This is a genomic window from Galbibacter pacificus (genome assembly GCF_029603165.1).
GTDB classification, from domain to species: domain Bacteria; phylum Bacteroidota; class Bacteroidia; order Flavobacteriales; family Flavobacteriaceae; genus Galbibacter; species Galbibacter pacificus.
This window is the reverse complement of record NZ_JAQSVC010000004.1, coordinates 37250-53654: the sequence shown is the minus strand read 5'-3', so window position 1 is coordinate 53654 and position 16405 is coordinate 37250. Positions and strand designations below refer to the sequence as shown.

14 protein-coding genes and 2 pseudogenes are annotated in these 16405 nt (G+C 37.2%); 7 read left to right on the top strand and 9 right to left on the bottom strand.

All coding sequences use genetic code 11. The features are described from left to right. The first annotated feature begins 744 nt into the window (after positions 1-744). The 5 genes from PSF86_RS11620 (at position 745) to PSF86_RS11600 (ending at position 7556) form a co-directional block, all read left to right on the top strand. The gene (locus PSF86_RS11620; RefSeq protein WP_277900252.1) at positions 745-2172 is read left to right on the top strand and encodes an MATE family efflux transporter; all 1428 of its coding nucleotides are present in this window, start codon (positions 745-747) and stop codon (positions 2170-2172) included. 87 nt (positions 2173-2259) lie between these two features. Then, positions 2260-2700: a DUF2541 family protein gene (locus tag PSF86_RS17965; RefSeq protein WP_493559038.1), complete on the top strand. Its 441-nt coding sequence runs from the start codon at positions 2260-2262 to the stop codon at positions 2698-2700. Positions 2701-2857: 157 nt separating this feature from the next. Then, a complete protein-coding gene (locus tag PSF86_RS11610) occupies positions 2858-4684 on the top strand; it encodes a family 43 glycosylhydrolase (protein WP_277900250.1) in 1827 nt (608 codons plus the stop codon). 115 nt (positions 4685-4799) lie between these two features. Beyond that, positions 4800-5321, top strand: coding sequence for a hypothetical protein (locus PSF86_RS11605; RefSeq protein WP_277900249.1), 522 nt, complete (start codon positions 4800-4802; stop codon positions 5319-5321). Between the two features lie 159 nt (positions 5322-5480). Then, entirely contained in the window at positions 5481-7556 is a 2076-nt protein-coding gene (locus PSF86_RS11600) for a M13 family metallopeptidase (protein ID WP_277900248.1), read from the top strand. A 73-nt stretch (positions 7557-7629) separates the two neighbouring features. Here PSF86_RS11600 and PSF86_RS11595 read toward each other — a convergent pair whose 3' ends face one another. The 3 genes from PSF86_RS11595 to PSF86_RS11585 all read right to left on the bottom strand — a co-directional run bounded on the left by PSF86_RS11595 (position 7630) and on the right by PSF86_RS11585 (position 11782). Next, positions 7630-8349, bottom strand: coding sequence for a hypothetical protein (locus PSF86_RS11595; protein WP_277900247.1), 720 nt, complete (start codon positions 8347-8349; stop codon positions 7630-7632). A 350-nt stretch (positions 8350-8699) separates the two neighbouring features. Continuing rightward, positions 8700-9512 (bottom strand): NAD-dependent epimerase/dehydratase family protein, encoded by an 813-nt coding sequence (locus tag PSF86_RS11590; protein WP_277900246.1) that lies wholly within the window; start codon positions 9510-9512, stop codon positions 8700-8702. Next, on the bottom strand, positions 9512-11782 hold the full coding sequence (locus PSF86_RS11585) for a M20/M25/M40 family metallo-hydrolase (protein WP_277900245.1): 2271 nt from the start codon (positions 11780-11782) through the stop codon (positions 9512-9514). The genes PSF86_RS11590 and PSF86_RS11585 overlap by 1 nt, the downstream gene beginning before the upstream one ends. Before the next feature lie 177 nt (positions 11783-11959). Here PSF86_RS11585 and PSF86_RS11580 point away from each other — a divergent pair, with 177 nt between their 5' ends. Further along, a complete protein-coding gene (locus PSF86_RS11580; RefSeq protein WP_277900244.1) occupies positions 11960-12421 on the top strand; it encodes a CBS domain-containing protein in 462 nt (153 codons plus the stop codon). 4 nt (positions 12422-12425) lie between these two features. Here PSF86_RS11580 and PSF86_RS11575 read toward each other — a convergent pair. The 4 genes and pseudogenes from PSF86_RS11575 to PSF86_RS11565 form a co-directional block, all read right to left on the bottom strand. Next, a pseudogene (locus PSF86_RS11575) lies at positions 12426-12777 on the bottom strand (hypothetical protein). 13 nt (positions 12778-12790) lie between these two features. Then, on the bottom strand, positions 12791-13132 hold the full coding sequence (locus tag PSF86_RS11570) for an HNH endonuclease (RefSeq protein WP_407933329.1): 342 nt from the start codon (positions 13130-13132) through the stop codon (positions 12791-12793). Then, positions 13114-13254, bottom strand: a complete 141-nt coding sequence (locus PSF86_RS17885) for a hypothetical protein (protein ID WP_407933334.1) — start codon at positions 13252-13254, stop codon at positions 13114-13116. Before PSF86_RS17885 ends, PSF86_RS11570 begins: the two co-directional genes overlap by 19 nt. 126 nt (positions 13255-13380) lie before the next feature. Continuing rightward, positions 13381-14910, bottom strand: a complete 1530-nt coding sequence (locus tag PSF86_RS11565; RefSeq protein WP_277900243.1) for a carbon-nitrogen hydrolase family protein — start codon at positions 14908-14910, stop codon at positions 13381-13383. Between the two features lie 170 nt (positions 14911-15080). Here PSF86_RS11565 and PSF86_RS11560 point away from each other — a divergent pair. Beyond that, a pseudogene (locus PSF86_RS11560) lies at positions 15081-15366 on the top strand (single-stranded DNA-binding protein). 189 nt (positions 15367-15555) lie between these two features. On the opposite strand, the gene PSF86_RS11555 reads toward PSF86_RS11560, so the two are convergent. Beyond that, a complete protein-coding gene (locus tag PSF86_RS11555; RefSeq protein WP_277900242.1) occupies positions 15556-15720 on the bottom strand; it encodes a hypothetical protein in 165 nt (54 codons plus the stop codon). Between the two features lie 84 nt (positions 15721-15804). Beyond that, on the bottom strand, positions 15805-16323 hold the full coding sequence (locus PSF86_RS11550) for a ferritin (protein WP_277900241.1): 519 nt from the start codon (positions 16321-16323) through the stop codon (positions 15805-15807). Positions 16324-16405: the final 82 nt, after the last annotated feature.

Here is a 16405-nt window from a genome sequence, read left to right as displayed (position 1 = left end):
CATAACAACGGAGTCTTGCTGTAAAGATATGGTTTCGTAAAGGGTGAGTACAATCCCTACCGAGGTAAATGCCGTTCCTACGTTGTTAAGTACGGTTCCTACCGTGCTAAGTATAGAAACTACCTATCTAAGTAAGACGCCGTGATAGATAGGTTCACCCCTAAGCACCTAAGTACGGCATCTCTGCACTTGGGTATGGGCCCTGCATGGTTATATACAGTTACTTTGCATATAAGAATAAAATTTTTTTTGCTGAAGTTGAATCTCTATACGGTTAGGTAGCATAGTTTAAGTTGAAGTATTATGATAAAGTCAGCTTAATGAAGACAATGTGTCGAAAAATTATTTGTTCAAAGCCCACTCAATATCATTTTAGGGAATGGTGTTAGAAAAAAGAGAGGAGCTAAAAAGTATAAATTGGCTTCTTGTACTAGCCCCTTCAAATGTACTCTATTCAACAACTAGATATCTTTGGCAGGCTGCCTGAACAGCACAGTCGGGCAGGGATCAGACTAGTATATAGTACTAAAAAGCTGTATGGGTATTCTTTTTTATTTAGCCCATTAAATATCAATACAACAAAAAAAGACAGTATGACTAACAATGGCGGAATCCCCCCTTTATATTGTCGTTTTGTCTCCCTGTTAAAGCATTCATTGTATATGGTTTACATGGTTAAATGGTAATATATTTGCTAAACGGCAAGCAGAAGTAAATTTAAAACCCGTAAAGCAAAGTATTAGTATGAAAGGCCAATCAAATAACTCAGTTGAAGTATCCCCAAGAAAGAGATCCATATGGCGAGGGTTAAAAGCGGCCATAAAGGGCACTACGGTAGACTATACCAAAATAGATCTTAAAAAAGCAATTTTTTTGTTGGCCGTTCCAATGATTTTAGAATTGATAATGGAATCTGCTTTTGCAGTAGTAGACATTTATTATGTAGGTAAATTAGGGGCTTCGGCCGTTGCTACCGTTGGACTTACCGAAACATATATGTTCCTGCTTTATTCAATTGCCATGGGCCTTGCTACGGGGGTAACAGCCATTATTGCAAGGAGAATAGGCGAGAAAAGAGGCGAAGATGCCAGTAAAGTAGCTATACAGTCAATTATAATAGCCATATTGACCTCCATACCATTTGCAGTCTGCGGAATTTTCTTTGCCAAAGATATGCTTGCGCTCATGGGCGGCGATGCTTGGAGCTTAGAGCATGGCTATAGGTATACGCAATGGATGTTGGGCGGAAATATGGTTATAGTTTTATTGTTTATTATCAATGCGGTATTTCGCGGTGCTGGCGATGCGGCCATAGCCATGAAAGTTCTTTGGGTAGCCAATGGCTTAAATATTCTACTGGACCCTTTGCTTATTTTTGGCTGGGGACCTGTACCTGCAATGGGCATAGAAGGAGCTGCCATAGCAACTACAATTGGCAGGGGCATAGGCGTGGTAATCCAGTTATGGATATTATTTAAAGGAGGGAAGCACATAAAAGCTTCGTTGGCTCAATTATATATAGATGGAAAAACAATGATGAATATTGTAAAAACTTCTTTGGGCGGGGTAGGGCAAATGATTGTTGCTATGACCTCCTGGATATTCATAATGAGGATTCTGGCAGATATCGGCAGCGATGCCGTAGCTGGATCCACCATTGCACTCCGTATAATGATGTTTACACTCATGCCGGCATGGGGGCTTTCTAATGCCGCTGCAACATTGGTAGGGCAAAATTTAGGTGCAGGTCACCCAGAAAGGGCAGAGTCGTCCGTATGGAAGATAGGGATGTACAATATGTTTTTTTTAATAGTGGTCTCTATTGTTTATTTTTTCTTTAACCATGCCCTCATGGAAATATTTACAGACAATCCAAACGTAATTGCAATAGGCGGTAAATGGTTAAAGATACTTTCTTACTCCTATTTTGTATACGGTTGGTGGATGGTGTCGGTACAGGCCTTCAACGGTTCTGGAGACACCAGGACTCCTACCAAGATAAACTTGGTTTTCTTTTGGCTTATCCAGATACCGCTCTGTTACTTTCTGGCAGTAATGCAAGATTGGGGATATTCGGGAGTGTTTTGGGCGGTATTTGTATCAGAAACCGGTGTAGGCCTGTTTACACTCTGGCTCTTTAACAAAGGAAAGTGGAAAACGGTTCAAGTATAAAAGGGATTTATCGATTTAACAATAAACTGATTTTCAGTAAATAGAGTTGTAATTTTCTCCAGTCCTACAATACATAATCATATCTAAATTTTATACAGAAGAAAAAAAAGTATTGTACTCTCCATTGCATTTTTATTAATTGGTTACGTTGGCTCTTCACAAATAAGGAATAATAATGTTAGGGATAATATAGGCTGGCAAAAAATTTGCGAAGTTAAGGCCAATTATGCTAACGATCACGATGCTATCAATGTAGATGGTTCTTTTAACGACTTTAGAATATTAAAGTTCAATGTAGGCAATGCCGGTGTTAACATGGAACGTATGGAAATTACATACGATAGCGGTGCAAAAGAAAATGTTCCGCTACGTTTGGAAATAAGAAAAGGGGAAGAAAGCAGGAATATTAACTTGCCCGGTGGAAAAAGACGTGTGAACAAAATAGAGTTTCGGTATAATACAAAAGGGATGTTAATGGCAAAGCACGCATTACCGTATATGGAAAAGGTAATATGTAATAGAATATAACAAGGGGTGTCTGTAATTGTTTTATTGCAAGCTTGTTAGGGATTAATACATAATCAAATGAATACTTGATGTAGTTTTGATGTACCATATTCTTTGGGGGCAAATATAACTTTTAAGTAGTTTCGAAGCTCACTTATATTTTTAATACTGCCATATCATGATCTATATTTTTAAGCAGTCATGGAAGTACGCATTGTTTTCAATAATCTTACTTTCATCGCTATCGTTACAAGCACAAACAAACCTTTCAAAAAAAGAATACAAAACCTATTGCAACCCTATCGATATAGATTATTCCTATATGTCGCATTATAGGGGTAATAGCAATGTTTCATACCGTTCTGGGGCCGATCCCGCGGTGGTGAACTTCAAGGGGAAATATTATATGTTCGTTACCCGGTCTCATGGGTATTGGACTTCAACCGATATGAGCGATTGGAAGTTTATCGATCCGCAAAGTTGGTACTTCAATGGTTGCAATGCACCGGCCGCTATGGTTAGAAACGGAAAAATATTAGTATTGGGGGACCCATCCGGAAGAGGGGCCGTTATAGAAACAGACAACCCGGACCTTGGCGACTGGAAAACCAATTATGCCGTAATAAACGTTCCCAACGGGGTACAAGATCCGGACCTTTTTGTCGATGACGATAATCGGGTTTACCTTTACGAAGAATCTTCAAATAAATGGCCTATTCATGGTGTAGAACTCGATACTGCCAATTATTATATTCCGAAAGGAGAACAAAAAGATTTATTCAACCTACATCCAGACAAACATGGTTGGGAACGTTTTGGGCAAGACCATAAATCGGATATAAAACCTTTTATTGAAGGCCCATGGATGGTTAAGCACGGAGATATTTATTATTTAGAATATGGAGCACCGGGAACGCAATGGAATGTTTATGCCGACGGTGTTTATACCAGTAAAAACCCATTGGGCCCTTTCACCTATGCCCCATATAATCCAATATCATACAAGCCCGGAGGCTTTTTAAAGGGGTCGGGTCATGGAAGTACCGTTAAAGACAACAATGGTAATTATTGGCACTATTCAACAATGGCTATTTCTGTTAATTACAAGTTCGAGAGAAGACTGGGCATGTATCCTGCCGGTTTTGAAGATAACGGACAAATGTACGTAAATACCGCTTATGGCGATTATCCGCATTATTTACCGGGAACGAATGTAAAAGACCATAAGGAACGTTTTACGGGATGGATGCTATTATCTTACAAAAAGCCCGTAACAACAAATTCTCCTTTAGTCGAAGGCGAAAACAAAGTGGTAGATGAAAGCGAAAAAGGGTATATGCAGGAACAAATTCACGGCTTTGAAATAGAAAAGATCAACGATGAAGAAATACGGTCTTATTGGGTTTCGGCAGCCAACAACGATTCCATTTACGTGCAAATGGACATGGAAAAGCCCATGGACGTAAAGGCAATTCAAATAAATTTTCAAGATTATAAAAGTAAAATATTTGGTCGTCCCGATACCTTAAAACAACGTTTTACCATAGAAGCTTCCTTAGATGGGAAAAAATGGCAAACCATTGCAGATTATTCCAAAAACAATAGGGACATGCCACATGGGTACATAGAGTTGAAGCAGCCCGTAGAGGCCAGGTATATAAAATACAACCACGTATATTGCACCAATGAATACCTTTCTATTTCAGAATTGCGGGTTTTTGGCAACGGACAAGGAAAAGCTCCCAAAACACCTTCGCATTTTAAGGCAGTGCGCCAAGAAGACAGGAGAAACACCATGCTTACCTGGGACGAAGATAAAGACGCAACCGGATATGTAATTTATTGGGGAATATCCAAAGATAAATTAAATCTTTCGGCATTAATCTACGACAGTCCAAATTACGAATTAAGGGCATTGAATACAGATCAAAGCTATTATTATCAAGTGGAGGCCTTCAACGAAAATGGCATTTCTAAAAAAAGCAAAATACTTTATACGGAATAGTACTAAAATTAAACCGTTCCCATATAACCTTGTGTACAGGTTAAATTAAACTCAAAATGAAGGTTATTTTGTTTTACTCTATTATCTTTGAAACCCGTAAACAAAATAACTTTCTTTGAGAACTATTAAGTACATATTAATTATTGGCATATGCTTGGTAATGTATAATTGTGGAAGCGACGATAAACAGGACAAAAATAATTCGGAAGAAACAACCACAGAAGTGAGCTATTCCAGTTTGCCGGCCATTAATAAAATAAGTAAGGAAAAACTTGAAGAAATAAATAAATGGAAAACTTTTAAGGAGCTTAGTACTTTAATGGAAAAGTTTCAACGCCAAAACAGTGGAGACCTCACTTATTTTGCAGAGGAATTCATCCGCTTGGATGGTGAAATTGAAAAAGACTCTTTGTTTCCGCAAAAATTTAATGTTCCCGCCGTAAGAAGCCGATTGGTGGTTTTAACTACGTTTACCGAGCAATTTAAAACCCGCTTGGACGAGAACTCCCCGCTGGATTCTATAAATATATCCCGAAAAAGGGTTTTAGATGCATACAATGCGGTAAGGCTACAACTCTCGGAGACCCTAAAAAGCAAACTTTATAAAGAATTTCTGGAAGGAAAGGATGCCGAATAACCTTTTTTATTTGGTATATCGCACCTTTTCCACCATCAAAATAAATATAAAACGCATACTTCTTAACAAAGTGTTAATTTATAAACGGTTAGCAACTACAGTTAACAAATTGTTTTAAATTGCGGAGATTCATAACAAAACTAATCAAATATTAAAAACATGAAGTTAATTATTCAACAACCCATTTTGTATGGGCTTGTATCGGTTTTGCTATTTATGTCCTGTGAGACCGAAAAGAAAAAAGAGGTGGCCGAAGTAAAAGAAATACCCGGTATTAACCTTTCTTATATGGATACAACCGTAAGTCCGAAACAAGATTTTTTTAGGTATGTAAACGGTAAATGGCTGGATGAAACAAAAATTCCAAACGATAAAACAACTTGGGGCAGTTTTAACGAGCTTAGGGAACAAACCGATAATGATGCCCTGAAAATTTTAAATGAAGCAGAAAAAGACCCAAATCTAGATCCAAAATCAGATCAGGCAAAGGCAGTTCGTTTATACCAGTCCATTATGGACACAGTTTCCAGGAACGAGCAAGGTGTAGCCCCTTTAAAGCCATATCTTGAAAAGATTGATGCCATAAAGAACATAAAAGACCTACAAGCATACATTACCGAAATGACGCCATATACCGGGGCGGTATTTTTTAGTTTCGGGGTAGGTGCCGATGCAAAAGATAGTAACAAAAATAGGGCAGGTTTAGGAGCCGGAAGATTAGGCCTTCCCGATAGGGATTATTATTTAGAAGAAGATGAAGCTACTAAAGAAATAAGAGAAAAATATGTGGCACATATTACCAAGATGCTTCAATTTATTGGGTACAATGAAACGGAAGCAGGCAAACAAGCCAATCAAATTTTAGCATTCGAAACACAATTGGCAAAGACAATGCTTGATAAAGTAGAACGTCGCGACCCAAAGACTACCTATAACCCTACAGCGGTTGCCGATCTTCAAAAAATGGTTCCTTCAATAGACTGGAAAGCATACCTCGGCGCTATCGGGGCATCGGTGGTAGATACCGTAGATATTAGCCAAGTAGCTTACACAAAATCATTGGAGGATGTATTTGGTGCTGGAAGCGTAGACGACTGGAAAGCATATTTGTGCTGGTCAATGTTGAACGGTGCAGCAAATTCCCTTACCACCGAAATAGATAGGGCCGATTGGAATTTTTACAGCAAGGAATTAAGAGGGGCGAAAGAACAAGAGCCTCTAGAAAAAAGAGCATTGCAAAAGGTAAATAGGTCGGTTGGAGAAGCATTGGGGAAATTATATGTTGATAAAAAATTCCCACCCGAAGCCAAAGCCGAGGCAAAAGAAATGATTTCCAATATTATAAAAGCTTACGAAGTTAGGATTAATGCTTTGCCATGGATGGATGAAGCAACCAAAAAGAAAGCGATTGAAAAAATTGAGAAAACAACTATTAAGGTAGGATATCCAGACAAATGGAAGGATTATTCTGCACTGGAAGTAAATACTGCACAAGAAAAAGGTTCTTATTTTCAAAACGGGTTAAACGTTGCTCAATGGAATTTTAACAGGACAATAGATAAACTGGGAAAGCCGGTAGACAAGAGCGAATGGTACATGTCTCCACAAACAGTTAATGCATATTATAATCCATCATACAACGAAATTGTTTTCCCTGCGGCTATTCTTCAGCCTCCTTTCTTTAATTTTACGGCCGATGCCGCTGTAAATTATGGCGGAATGGGAGCCGTAATTGGTCATGAAATTTCTCATGGCTTTGATGATAGCGGTGCCGATTATGATGCCGATGGAAATTTGGTAAACTGGTGGACCGACAAAGATCTAACCCAGTTCAACGCCTTGGGCGATTCATTGGCATCTCAATACAGTAGAATTGAAGTATTGCCTGAAGTATTTATTAATGGAAAGTTCACCTTAGGAGAAAACATTGGCGACCTTGGCGGTGTAAACGCTGCCTACGACGGGCTTCAAATGTATTTAAAGGAACATGGCAACCCCGGAAACATTGACGGATTTACCCCCGAACAACGCTTCTTTATGTCGTGGGCAACCGTATGGAGAACAAAAATGCGCGATGAAGCCTTAAGAAATAGGATAAAAACCGATCCGCATTCACCTGGAATGTACAGGGCCACTCAACCGTTGCTTAATATTGATGCATTTTATACCGCATTCGATATTCAAGAAGGAGACGATATGTATGTAGCTCCAAAAGAACGCGTTAAAATTTGGTAAAAGTAGCTGCCTAAAAAAAGAGGTGTTTAAAAATTAATTTTTAAACACCTCTTTTTATTTATAACGGTTACTTCTATTTATCTTCGGTCGGGGTTTGGGGCTTTTGTTGTTCGGCAGCTTCTTTTTGGTTTAGTAAAAGTTCCCGTATCTGCTTTGCCAATTTAAAGTTGGGGGCCATAACAATGGCTTCATCAATAGGTTTTATGGCTTCGTCTATATTGGTTTTATCTTCATTGTATTTTAGTAAGCCTTCCTGATATTTAAAAGCGGCCTTCAATGGAACTTGGTATGGTGGGTTGGCCTCATAAAAGGGGAGCATATCTTCGTTGGTTGTATGTTCCAGGCCATATTTTATATAGGTTTGGGCTTCTACGGTTTTTCCTATTTGTAAATTCAGGTCAACTAAGTCGTAAGCGGTATATACATCTGCTTCACGCGAGAACATAATATCAAATTGTTGAACGGCCAACTGTGGCTGGTTAAGGGCCTTTAAAGACCGGGCTTTTACTTCCACGGCCAAATCTGATGCTTTGGTGTCTTTTTCGGTCCCAAGAAGGTTTATTGCCTGTACATGCTGACCGGAATTGCTGTAAAAGAAGGCCAATGTGTCTTTTCTGGTTTCTGTTGGGTTGAGTACATTTAGGTGGGTCAGTGCATTTATAACGCCTCTTACATCGCCTTGTTTTTTCATTTGTTTATAAAAGGCTTCGTAATGTTGGGCAAGTGCTTGGTTGCTTTGGGAAAAAGCAGGCATTGTGGTTGCTAAAAACAACGCAATGAATAAATTTTTCATAGTAGAAAACATTATTTGTAAATATAAAATTGCAACTTGTTAAGTAATAAGTGTTTTGTTTAATGTGCCAAATCTATTAATTTTTTTCAATTGGAAGGTAGAATTGTTGCAACAATAAAAAAAAAAGGAGAACCATATAAAACAATTCTCCTTTTTAATAAACTAATCTAAACTAACTTAAAAACCTAACCTAACTTTATCTTCTAAGTTTTCTAAAAATGAAAAACAAATATTTCGTTTCTTTTACATTATAAAATTACTAAATGCCCTGTGTACTGTTGTTATTTTTTATCGTGTTTAACCAATATTTAACTAGAAAATAGTCGCTGTGTTAAGGATTTTAACTTGATTTAATCAGAAAGGTCTGGAAAAGCAAAATGGTAATCTAAATATTTGTTAATTAATATTGAGGTAACGGTTTTTCCTTTCGTTTTTGTAGTTTCTTTAAATATTGGAGGTAAAACACCCATTTTGTGGGCTTTTTCAACATAGAAATCTTTTCTTTCCGGATGTTGCGGTGCCACGGCATTAAATGTTCTACCCCATATTTCTTTATCGATTACAGCATTGATAATTCCTATACAATCTGTAAGATGGATTAAATTTACGGGTGCCCGTGGATTAGCAATATTTTTTCTTCCCGAAAGGGAATTTACTGGGTGCCTGTCGTTGCCATAAAGCCCTGCAAACCTTATAATTGTTGTTTTAAAATGCGGGTTGTTACTTAAAATTTTTTCAGAAGCCAATATTTGTTTCCCGCTTTCGGTTTCGGGCGATGGAGGCGTGTTTTCATCAACAATATCGTTTTTGCTGGCATACACAGAAGAACTGCTTGCAAATATTACTTTTTTAACTCCAGATTGTTCTATTTTTTTTGAGAGTGTTTGAATTTTAGAAACGTACTTCTGTCCTGAATTTTTTTTAATACGTGGCGGGATGTTTATTATTAGAATGTCTATATCTTTTAAAAAATAACTAATATTCCCTTCAATATGCTGTTGGTGTACAGCTATTAAAAACGGATTAATATTATGCCTGGCCAGAATAAGTATTTTATCCACGCTTGTTGTGGCCCCATTTATTTGATGTTTTTTCTTCTCCAGCGAAATGGCGAGCGGTAAGCCCAACCATCCGCAACCCAATATGGCAATTTTTTTTGTCATTATAATTGTAATGTTTTTTTGGTTACAATGGCATCGTTTAAAACAAAAGGCATGGGGATACTGTTGTCGGGTCTTTTTGGTACACTAAACAAAGGGTGGCTCAACAAATTGTTTGAGGCTTCATAAAAAATTAGTTGAGGTTTATCCTTGCTGTTAAATACCAAATTTAGCTCTGTGTATTCGTTGTTGCTTATAAAATGTGTTAAAAGGCGTTGGTTTCTGTTTTTTAAAAAATCGTTACTTAATGCAATTCCATTTGCGGTACAGCTTACTATTTCTACATCATTAGTTAGAACTTCCAACCTATTAACATTTCTGCGCGGTGTAACGCAAAGAGTTACATGTCTTTTATCGGTATAAATGGTGTCGGAAATGATAGCAATATCGGGTGGCGGGATATTTTTAAGCGGCGCTTTGGAAATATATGAAAATCCAGTGCCGTATTTGCTGCTAAAATCATTGCCGGGACCGGGTTTTTGTTTTTCATCCCCTAAATATTGTGCTGTCCATGGGTCTAAAATATGGTTGTAAGTTGCCCATTCTGCTTTGTTGGTATCGGCATCGAGCATATAAACAAGGCTGGCTGGATGTGGCCTTTCTTTGGTAAAACCCGATTGGAAATGAGCTGCTACCAAAAAAAAAGCACATACGACAAAGCTTAGTAACGAAAAGGTTTTTTTGTTTTTGTACGATCCAAAAACGGGTAATAGCAGACCAAAAAGCAAAACGCTTAAAATACAAGAAGACACCAATACTTTTAAGCCCAAACCTACAGGGAACATTTGTATTAGGGGAGCAATAATCCAAAGGGCGGGCACACAAAGAATGATTAAAAATAATGTTGCCGACTTTTTTCTCTTTTTATTAATGGATATGAACAAGGCCGCCAATGCCCCATAAACAGGAATTATAAAAAAACTGGCGCCTTTTAAATACATGGCTGTTGCACAGCAAATAAGTATCCACATGAAAATGGGTGCTATTAACAACTCTGATGTAGTAGTTTTTTTAAATTTTGAGTATATATAAAAATTAATGCCAAAAGCTAATGCCGTAAATCCGGCAATATAAAAATGCCCATTGTATGTAAACCCCTGTAGAATATCGGCATATTGTGGGTATATGCTTTTTAAGGCGGGCCAACAAAAATAGCCTATTAATCCGGCTAGGATAAACGATATAAAAAAAGCAAGGAAACCATTAAACATACCCTTTCCCGTTAACTTTTTATTTTTAATTCCTATAATTACAAAAACAATTAACAGTACTATGGCAAGGATAAGCATCGGGAAAATCCAGCTAAATGGATAGTATACAAAGTTAAAAACGGGAAAATCGAAATAAATATAATCCGTATTGGCCTTGATTCCATTTAAATTATAATTGGCATAATAGTCCAGCAAGGGGAGGAGGTAAGATATTTGGTGCTGAACCGTTTTCTTGTTAACCCTTTCGTAACTATCGTTTGCTGTATGATAATCAAAATGGTCGTCGATAAAAGCAAAGTTGAATCCTTCAACATCGGCATCTTCCCTAAATACTGTTAAATCGGTATCGTTTGGTAGCATTTTATAAATGCTATAAGCCAGCGAGTTTGCTACGGGAAACTGTACTCCTGAATTATTGAAACTTTCAATCATGTTTTTGTTGCCGCCGTTTGTTTCAATAAGCATATAGCTTGGACCGCCACTTCCCCGGGCCTCAAAATTTAAAATAAGTCCGATTTTTTGCGCCAATGGATGCTCTTTTACAAAAAGCTGAGCCCCGTTTAGCCCAAGTTCTTCGGCATCTGTAAATAGTATAATGATATCGTTTTTAGGTGCTTTGTCTTTTTCAATAAAACTTTTAACGGCTTCCAAAATTATGCTTACCCCAACGGCATCGTCGCTTGCACCAAGGGAAGAATGTGGGTTACTGTCGTAATGAGACATGAGCACGAGTGCCTTTTGGCTATTTCCGGTTCCTTTTATTGTTGCAATAATATTTTCGGCCTTACTTAAATTTCCCCAGTCTCCGCTGGTATACCCTTGCTGCACCACTGTTTTTAGGCCTATGCCCTGTAATTGAGAGACAATGTATTGTTTTACTACTTTATGAGCTTCAGTCCCTACAAAATGAGGGTTTTTGGAAATTGTTTTAATGTGTTTTAAAACATTTTCGGTCGAAATTTCTTTAGGAGCATATTCCGCTTGCGGCATTAAATTATAGAAGCGCCAGGTGGCTAATGCAACAAAAACAATAAACGTTAAAATGGAAGTAAGGTTTTTCATTCAATTTTTTTTGGCCATTATAAATGTAATTATAAAAATTAAAGTATTAATAATTTTGCGAAGCTTATAAATTTAACAAATTGATAAAAATTAACTATTTCATTAAGAATAATATATTTTAATTAGCAAAAATTCATTAACTTTATAGTTTACACCAAACTTAAAAAAAGGATACATATGGGCATTAAAAGTTTTCAGGGAGCACGGGAAGAGCAAAAGAAAGAATACAAGGCTCCGATTCTAGTCGAAGATTATATGACTAAGAATTTAGTTTTATTTAGACCTGAACAATCCATATTGGAAGTTATGGAGCTGTTTATAAAACATCGGATTTCGGGAGGCCCCGTATGTAATGAATATGGACATTTAATGGGGATTATTTCTGAAGCCGATTGTATGAAACAAATTTCTGAAAGCCGTTATTTTAATATGCCCATTCTTGAGAAAAATGTTGAAAATTTCATGACGAAAGACGTAGAGACGATACCGCACGACATGAATATTTTTGATGCCGCGTCCCGATTTTATAAGGGCCATAGAAGGCGCCTGCCCGTCATGGAGCACGGAAAACTGGTTGGACAAATAAGCAGGAAAGATATTGTGGTTGCCGCATTAAAACTTAGCAGCCATAATTATTGATTTATTACCTTTCCCTGCGTACGAGCATATAAAAATCATTATCCAAAGGGAGGTAACCTATATCGATCGTATAAAAAGAAATAGGTTGTTCCCTTTTTTGTTGTATATGTATTGGTTATGTACTCAAAATCAAACTCTTTGTCCAATAATCTGGATTTTGTGGTTTTTGTTTTGCCATCGGGATTTAATTCTTCCAGGGTCCTATAATTTTTCCTAAGGCGGTTATTAATATTGCGTATTAGGTTTTTATTGTCTTTATTTAGTTTACTATTGTAGGTGCTCCTACAATAGTCACTGCAATATTTTTTTGGACCTACCAATATTTTTCCATTACATTCAAGACAATATTTGCCCATTGTAGCCTCTGGATTATGGATATACACTTCCACAATTTTCGCCAGATTTAATTCTGTACAATTGCATTTTAGAGATGCCAAATTGTTTTGCAATCATTTTTAGCCGGGTCCTGCGGTTGGGATCGTTTATTTTTCGTTTTATGAGCCTTACTTTTGCCTCGGTGAGTTTTGCATACGTTCTATGCGTTTTTCTTTTTTCTTTGGCGAAAAGCATCTTAGGACTGTTTTTATTGTGTTCGGTAAGCTGTTTCCTGTTTACCCATAGCAAATTATTGTAGTCGTTATTAGATCTGTTATGGTCTTTATGAATTACAAATTTTAATTTATCGGGGTTGTCTATAAACAAAATTGCCACAGCCCTGTGTATATATACAGCAGCTCGTTTTTTCTGTCCTTTTTAATGGCGGTAATGGCTTCATAGCCACCAACCAGCACCGGCTTTATAATTTCTCCATCTTCTTTGTATTTGTAGCTTATAATCCTGCCGTAGTTGGAGATTTTATACTTTTCATTTTCTTTTCATTCTTCTTTTGAGAAGTCTTTACATACTTCTCCTTTTAAATTAATTATCATTTATTTTGAAGTTTACGGGGGTAATATCCTCTAAATTTGATAATTCTTTCTCACTTCATACAAATCTAATCGCCTATCTTTTAAAATTTTAACACTTCCATGCTCATGCAATTCCTTTAAAAGGTCAAGATTTACATCAACTAAAAGTGTCATTTCGGTATTTGGGGTGGCCTCTGCTTTTATGCCATTATTGGGAAATGCAAAGTCAGAGGGTGTTAAAACGGCAGCTTGCGCATACTGTATGTCCATATTGTTTACTTTGGGTAAATTCCCCACACAGCCTGCAATGGCCACGTAGCATTCATTTTCTATGGCACGAGCTTGTGCACAGCTCTTAACACGCGTGTAACCGTTTTGGGTATCGGTAAGGAATGGCACAAAAAGGAGTTGCATGCCTTCGTCTGCCAATAGTCTGCTCAATTCGGGGAACTCAACATCGTAACAAATCATGATGCCAATTTTTCCGCAATCGGTATCAAAGGTTTTTATCACGTCGCCTCCTTTCATCCCCCAATGTGCTACTTCATTGGGCGTTATGTGTATTTTGGTGTACATTTCTGAAGAGCCGTCCCTTTTGCACAAAAAGCCGGAATTGTACAGATTTCCGTCGATTATATGGGGCATGCTGCCGGTTATGATATTGGTATTGTACGAAATGGCAAATTCTTGAAATTTTTGGTGAATGGGTTCTGTATATTTTGCCAGTTCCCTAATGGCATCGGCTTCGTTGAGGTGATTGTAATCGGCCATCAAAGGTGCCGTAAAGAGCTCTGGGAACAAGGCAAAATCGCTTTCATAGCCAGAGACGGCATCAATAAAAAATTCTGCTTGCTCGAATAGGGCATCCAGGTTTTTTAAGGGCCGCATTTGCCATTGTATCAGCCCAAGGCGCACTACCGATTTTGCTGCGTTGATAAGTTTTGGGCTTTCGTCATAATAAATATTGTTCCACTCCATCAAAACAGCATATTCCAACGATTGCACATCACCTTCAAGATAATTTTTCAATATTTTTTTTACGTGAAAATCGTTGCTTAGCTGAAATGCCAAAACAGGGTCGAACAATTCTTTCATCCGTACTTTTTCTATGTATTGCTTCGGGCTGATCTCTTTTGCGTATTTGCTATAATTTGGAATACGCCCGGCAAACATAATGCCCTTTAGGTTAAGCTGTTCCGTAAGTTCTTTGCGTTTATCGTACAGCCTTCTGCCCAGGCGCAGGCCCCTGTATTTTGGATGAATAAAAACATCGATGCCGTACAAAATATTACCTAGCGGATTGTGGGTGGAAAAGGTATAATTTCCAGTGATTTCTTCATAAGTGTGATTGGTGTCTATATCGGCTTCACCTAAAATTAAGGACAACGCACAACCTACAACTTTTTCGTCTACAAGTATTACCAATTGGCCTTCTGGGAAAATGTTGAGCAATTTTTTTATTTCGTGCTCTTTCCAAGGGGCATCGTCAAGTCCGCTATAGGCTTCTATCATGGACGAACGAAGTTCCAGGTAATCTTCAATTTGAAGGTTTCTAAGTGCTATTTTACTTATAGTTTCCATATACAACTGATGTTATTAGCTATTTACAAACTATTACAAATGTTTACAACCGAATTTAAGCGAAAGTAACCACGTAATAACCGAATAGGCAACCAAGGGGATATAATCTTTGTACTGTTGAATTTGAATGCCCGAATTTACGGTTAAAAATAATATTAATTCTTTTAATTATGAACAGTTTAAGAAACAGTATTAAGTTAATTGGTAATTTAGAAAATGATCCTGAGATTCTCAATTTAGAAAGCGGAAAAAAATTGGAAAAATTTTCCATTGCTACCAACGATAGTTATAAAAACCAAAATGGAGAACTAATTAAGGATACCCAATGCCACCAAGTGGTAGCGTGGGGAGTATCGCAAATATCGTCGAGAAATACTTGGTTAAGGGAAACGAGGTAGTCATAGAGGAAAACTTACCACGAGAACCTATCAGGATAAAGGAGGTGTAAAGCGTTAAGTTACCGAAATAAATTGTAACGAATTGCTAATGTTGAGGAAATAAATTTTTTGTATAGTTTGAACAAAGCAAAAAAAAGCCCCTAAAATCTCAATTTTAAAGGCTTTTTATATTGAACTCATCTTGACTTTTTTTGGTGGAAATATAAATAACAATCTTGGGCTTGATTGAATATTTTTATAAGGAAAACTATGCGGCTTTCTCTTTAATCAGGTCAAAGCAAGGACATTTTTTACAGCGCTTGGACTCGCTTTTTTTATATTTTTCGCAACATTTAGATTTTAAGCCTTTAACTTTAAGCTCTTTAACTTTTTTGTTTTTCTTCTTCTCTTTGTCTTTTTTCTTCTTGCCCAACGGAAAAAATATTTGATTACCGAGGACAAATATACTTATTTATACTTAATCTAAATAAACTTTAACATTTTTATGGTCAAAAAACTATTCGTCGGGAGTTGAAGCCGAACTGGTTACCGTTAATTGCTGTATGTCCCGATCGAATAAATACAAACCACCTTTATCGTCGCCTATAAGGTTTATTTTGTCCAGAATGGTCCTAGCCATGGCTTCTTCTTCAATTTGTTCGGCAACGTACCATTGCAGGAAGTTATGTGTGGCATAATCTTTCTCTTCTAAAGTAATATGGACAAGGTTGTTGATGCTTTCTGAAACAAGGATTTCATGGTCATGGAGCATTTGAAACATTTCCTGAAAACTTCCAAAAGTTACATTGGGGGCTTTTAAGGCCGAAATCTTTGCATGGCCTCCACGCTCGTTTATAAATTTTACAAGTTTGAGCATGTGTTCTCGCTCTTCGTTGGATTGGTCGTACATAAACTGTGCAACACCTTCAAGGCCTTTAACTTCCGCCCAACAGGCCATTGCCAGATATATTTGGGAAGATTCGGCTTCTACGGTTATTTGGTTATTTAATGCAGTTTCTATTTTTTTTGCTAACATGATCTTTTTTTTATAAAGTTAAGGAAATATCGGTTTGCTCCTATAGTTAAAAAGGACAGGGATGTAATTTATAAATAGTCTA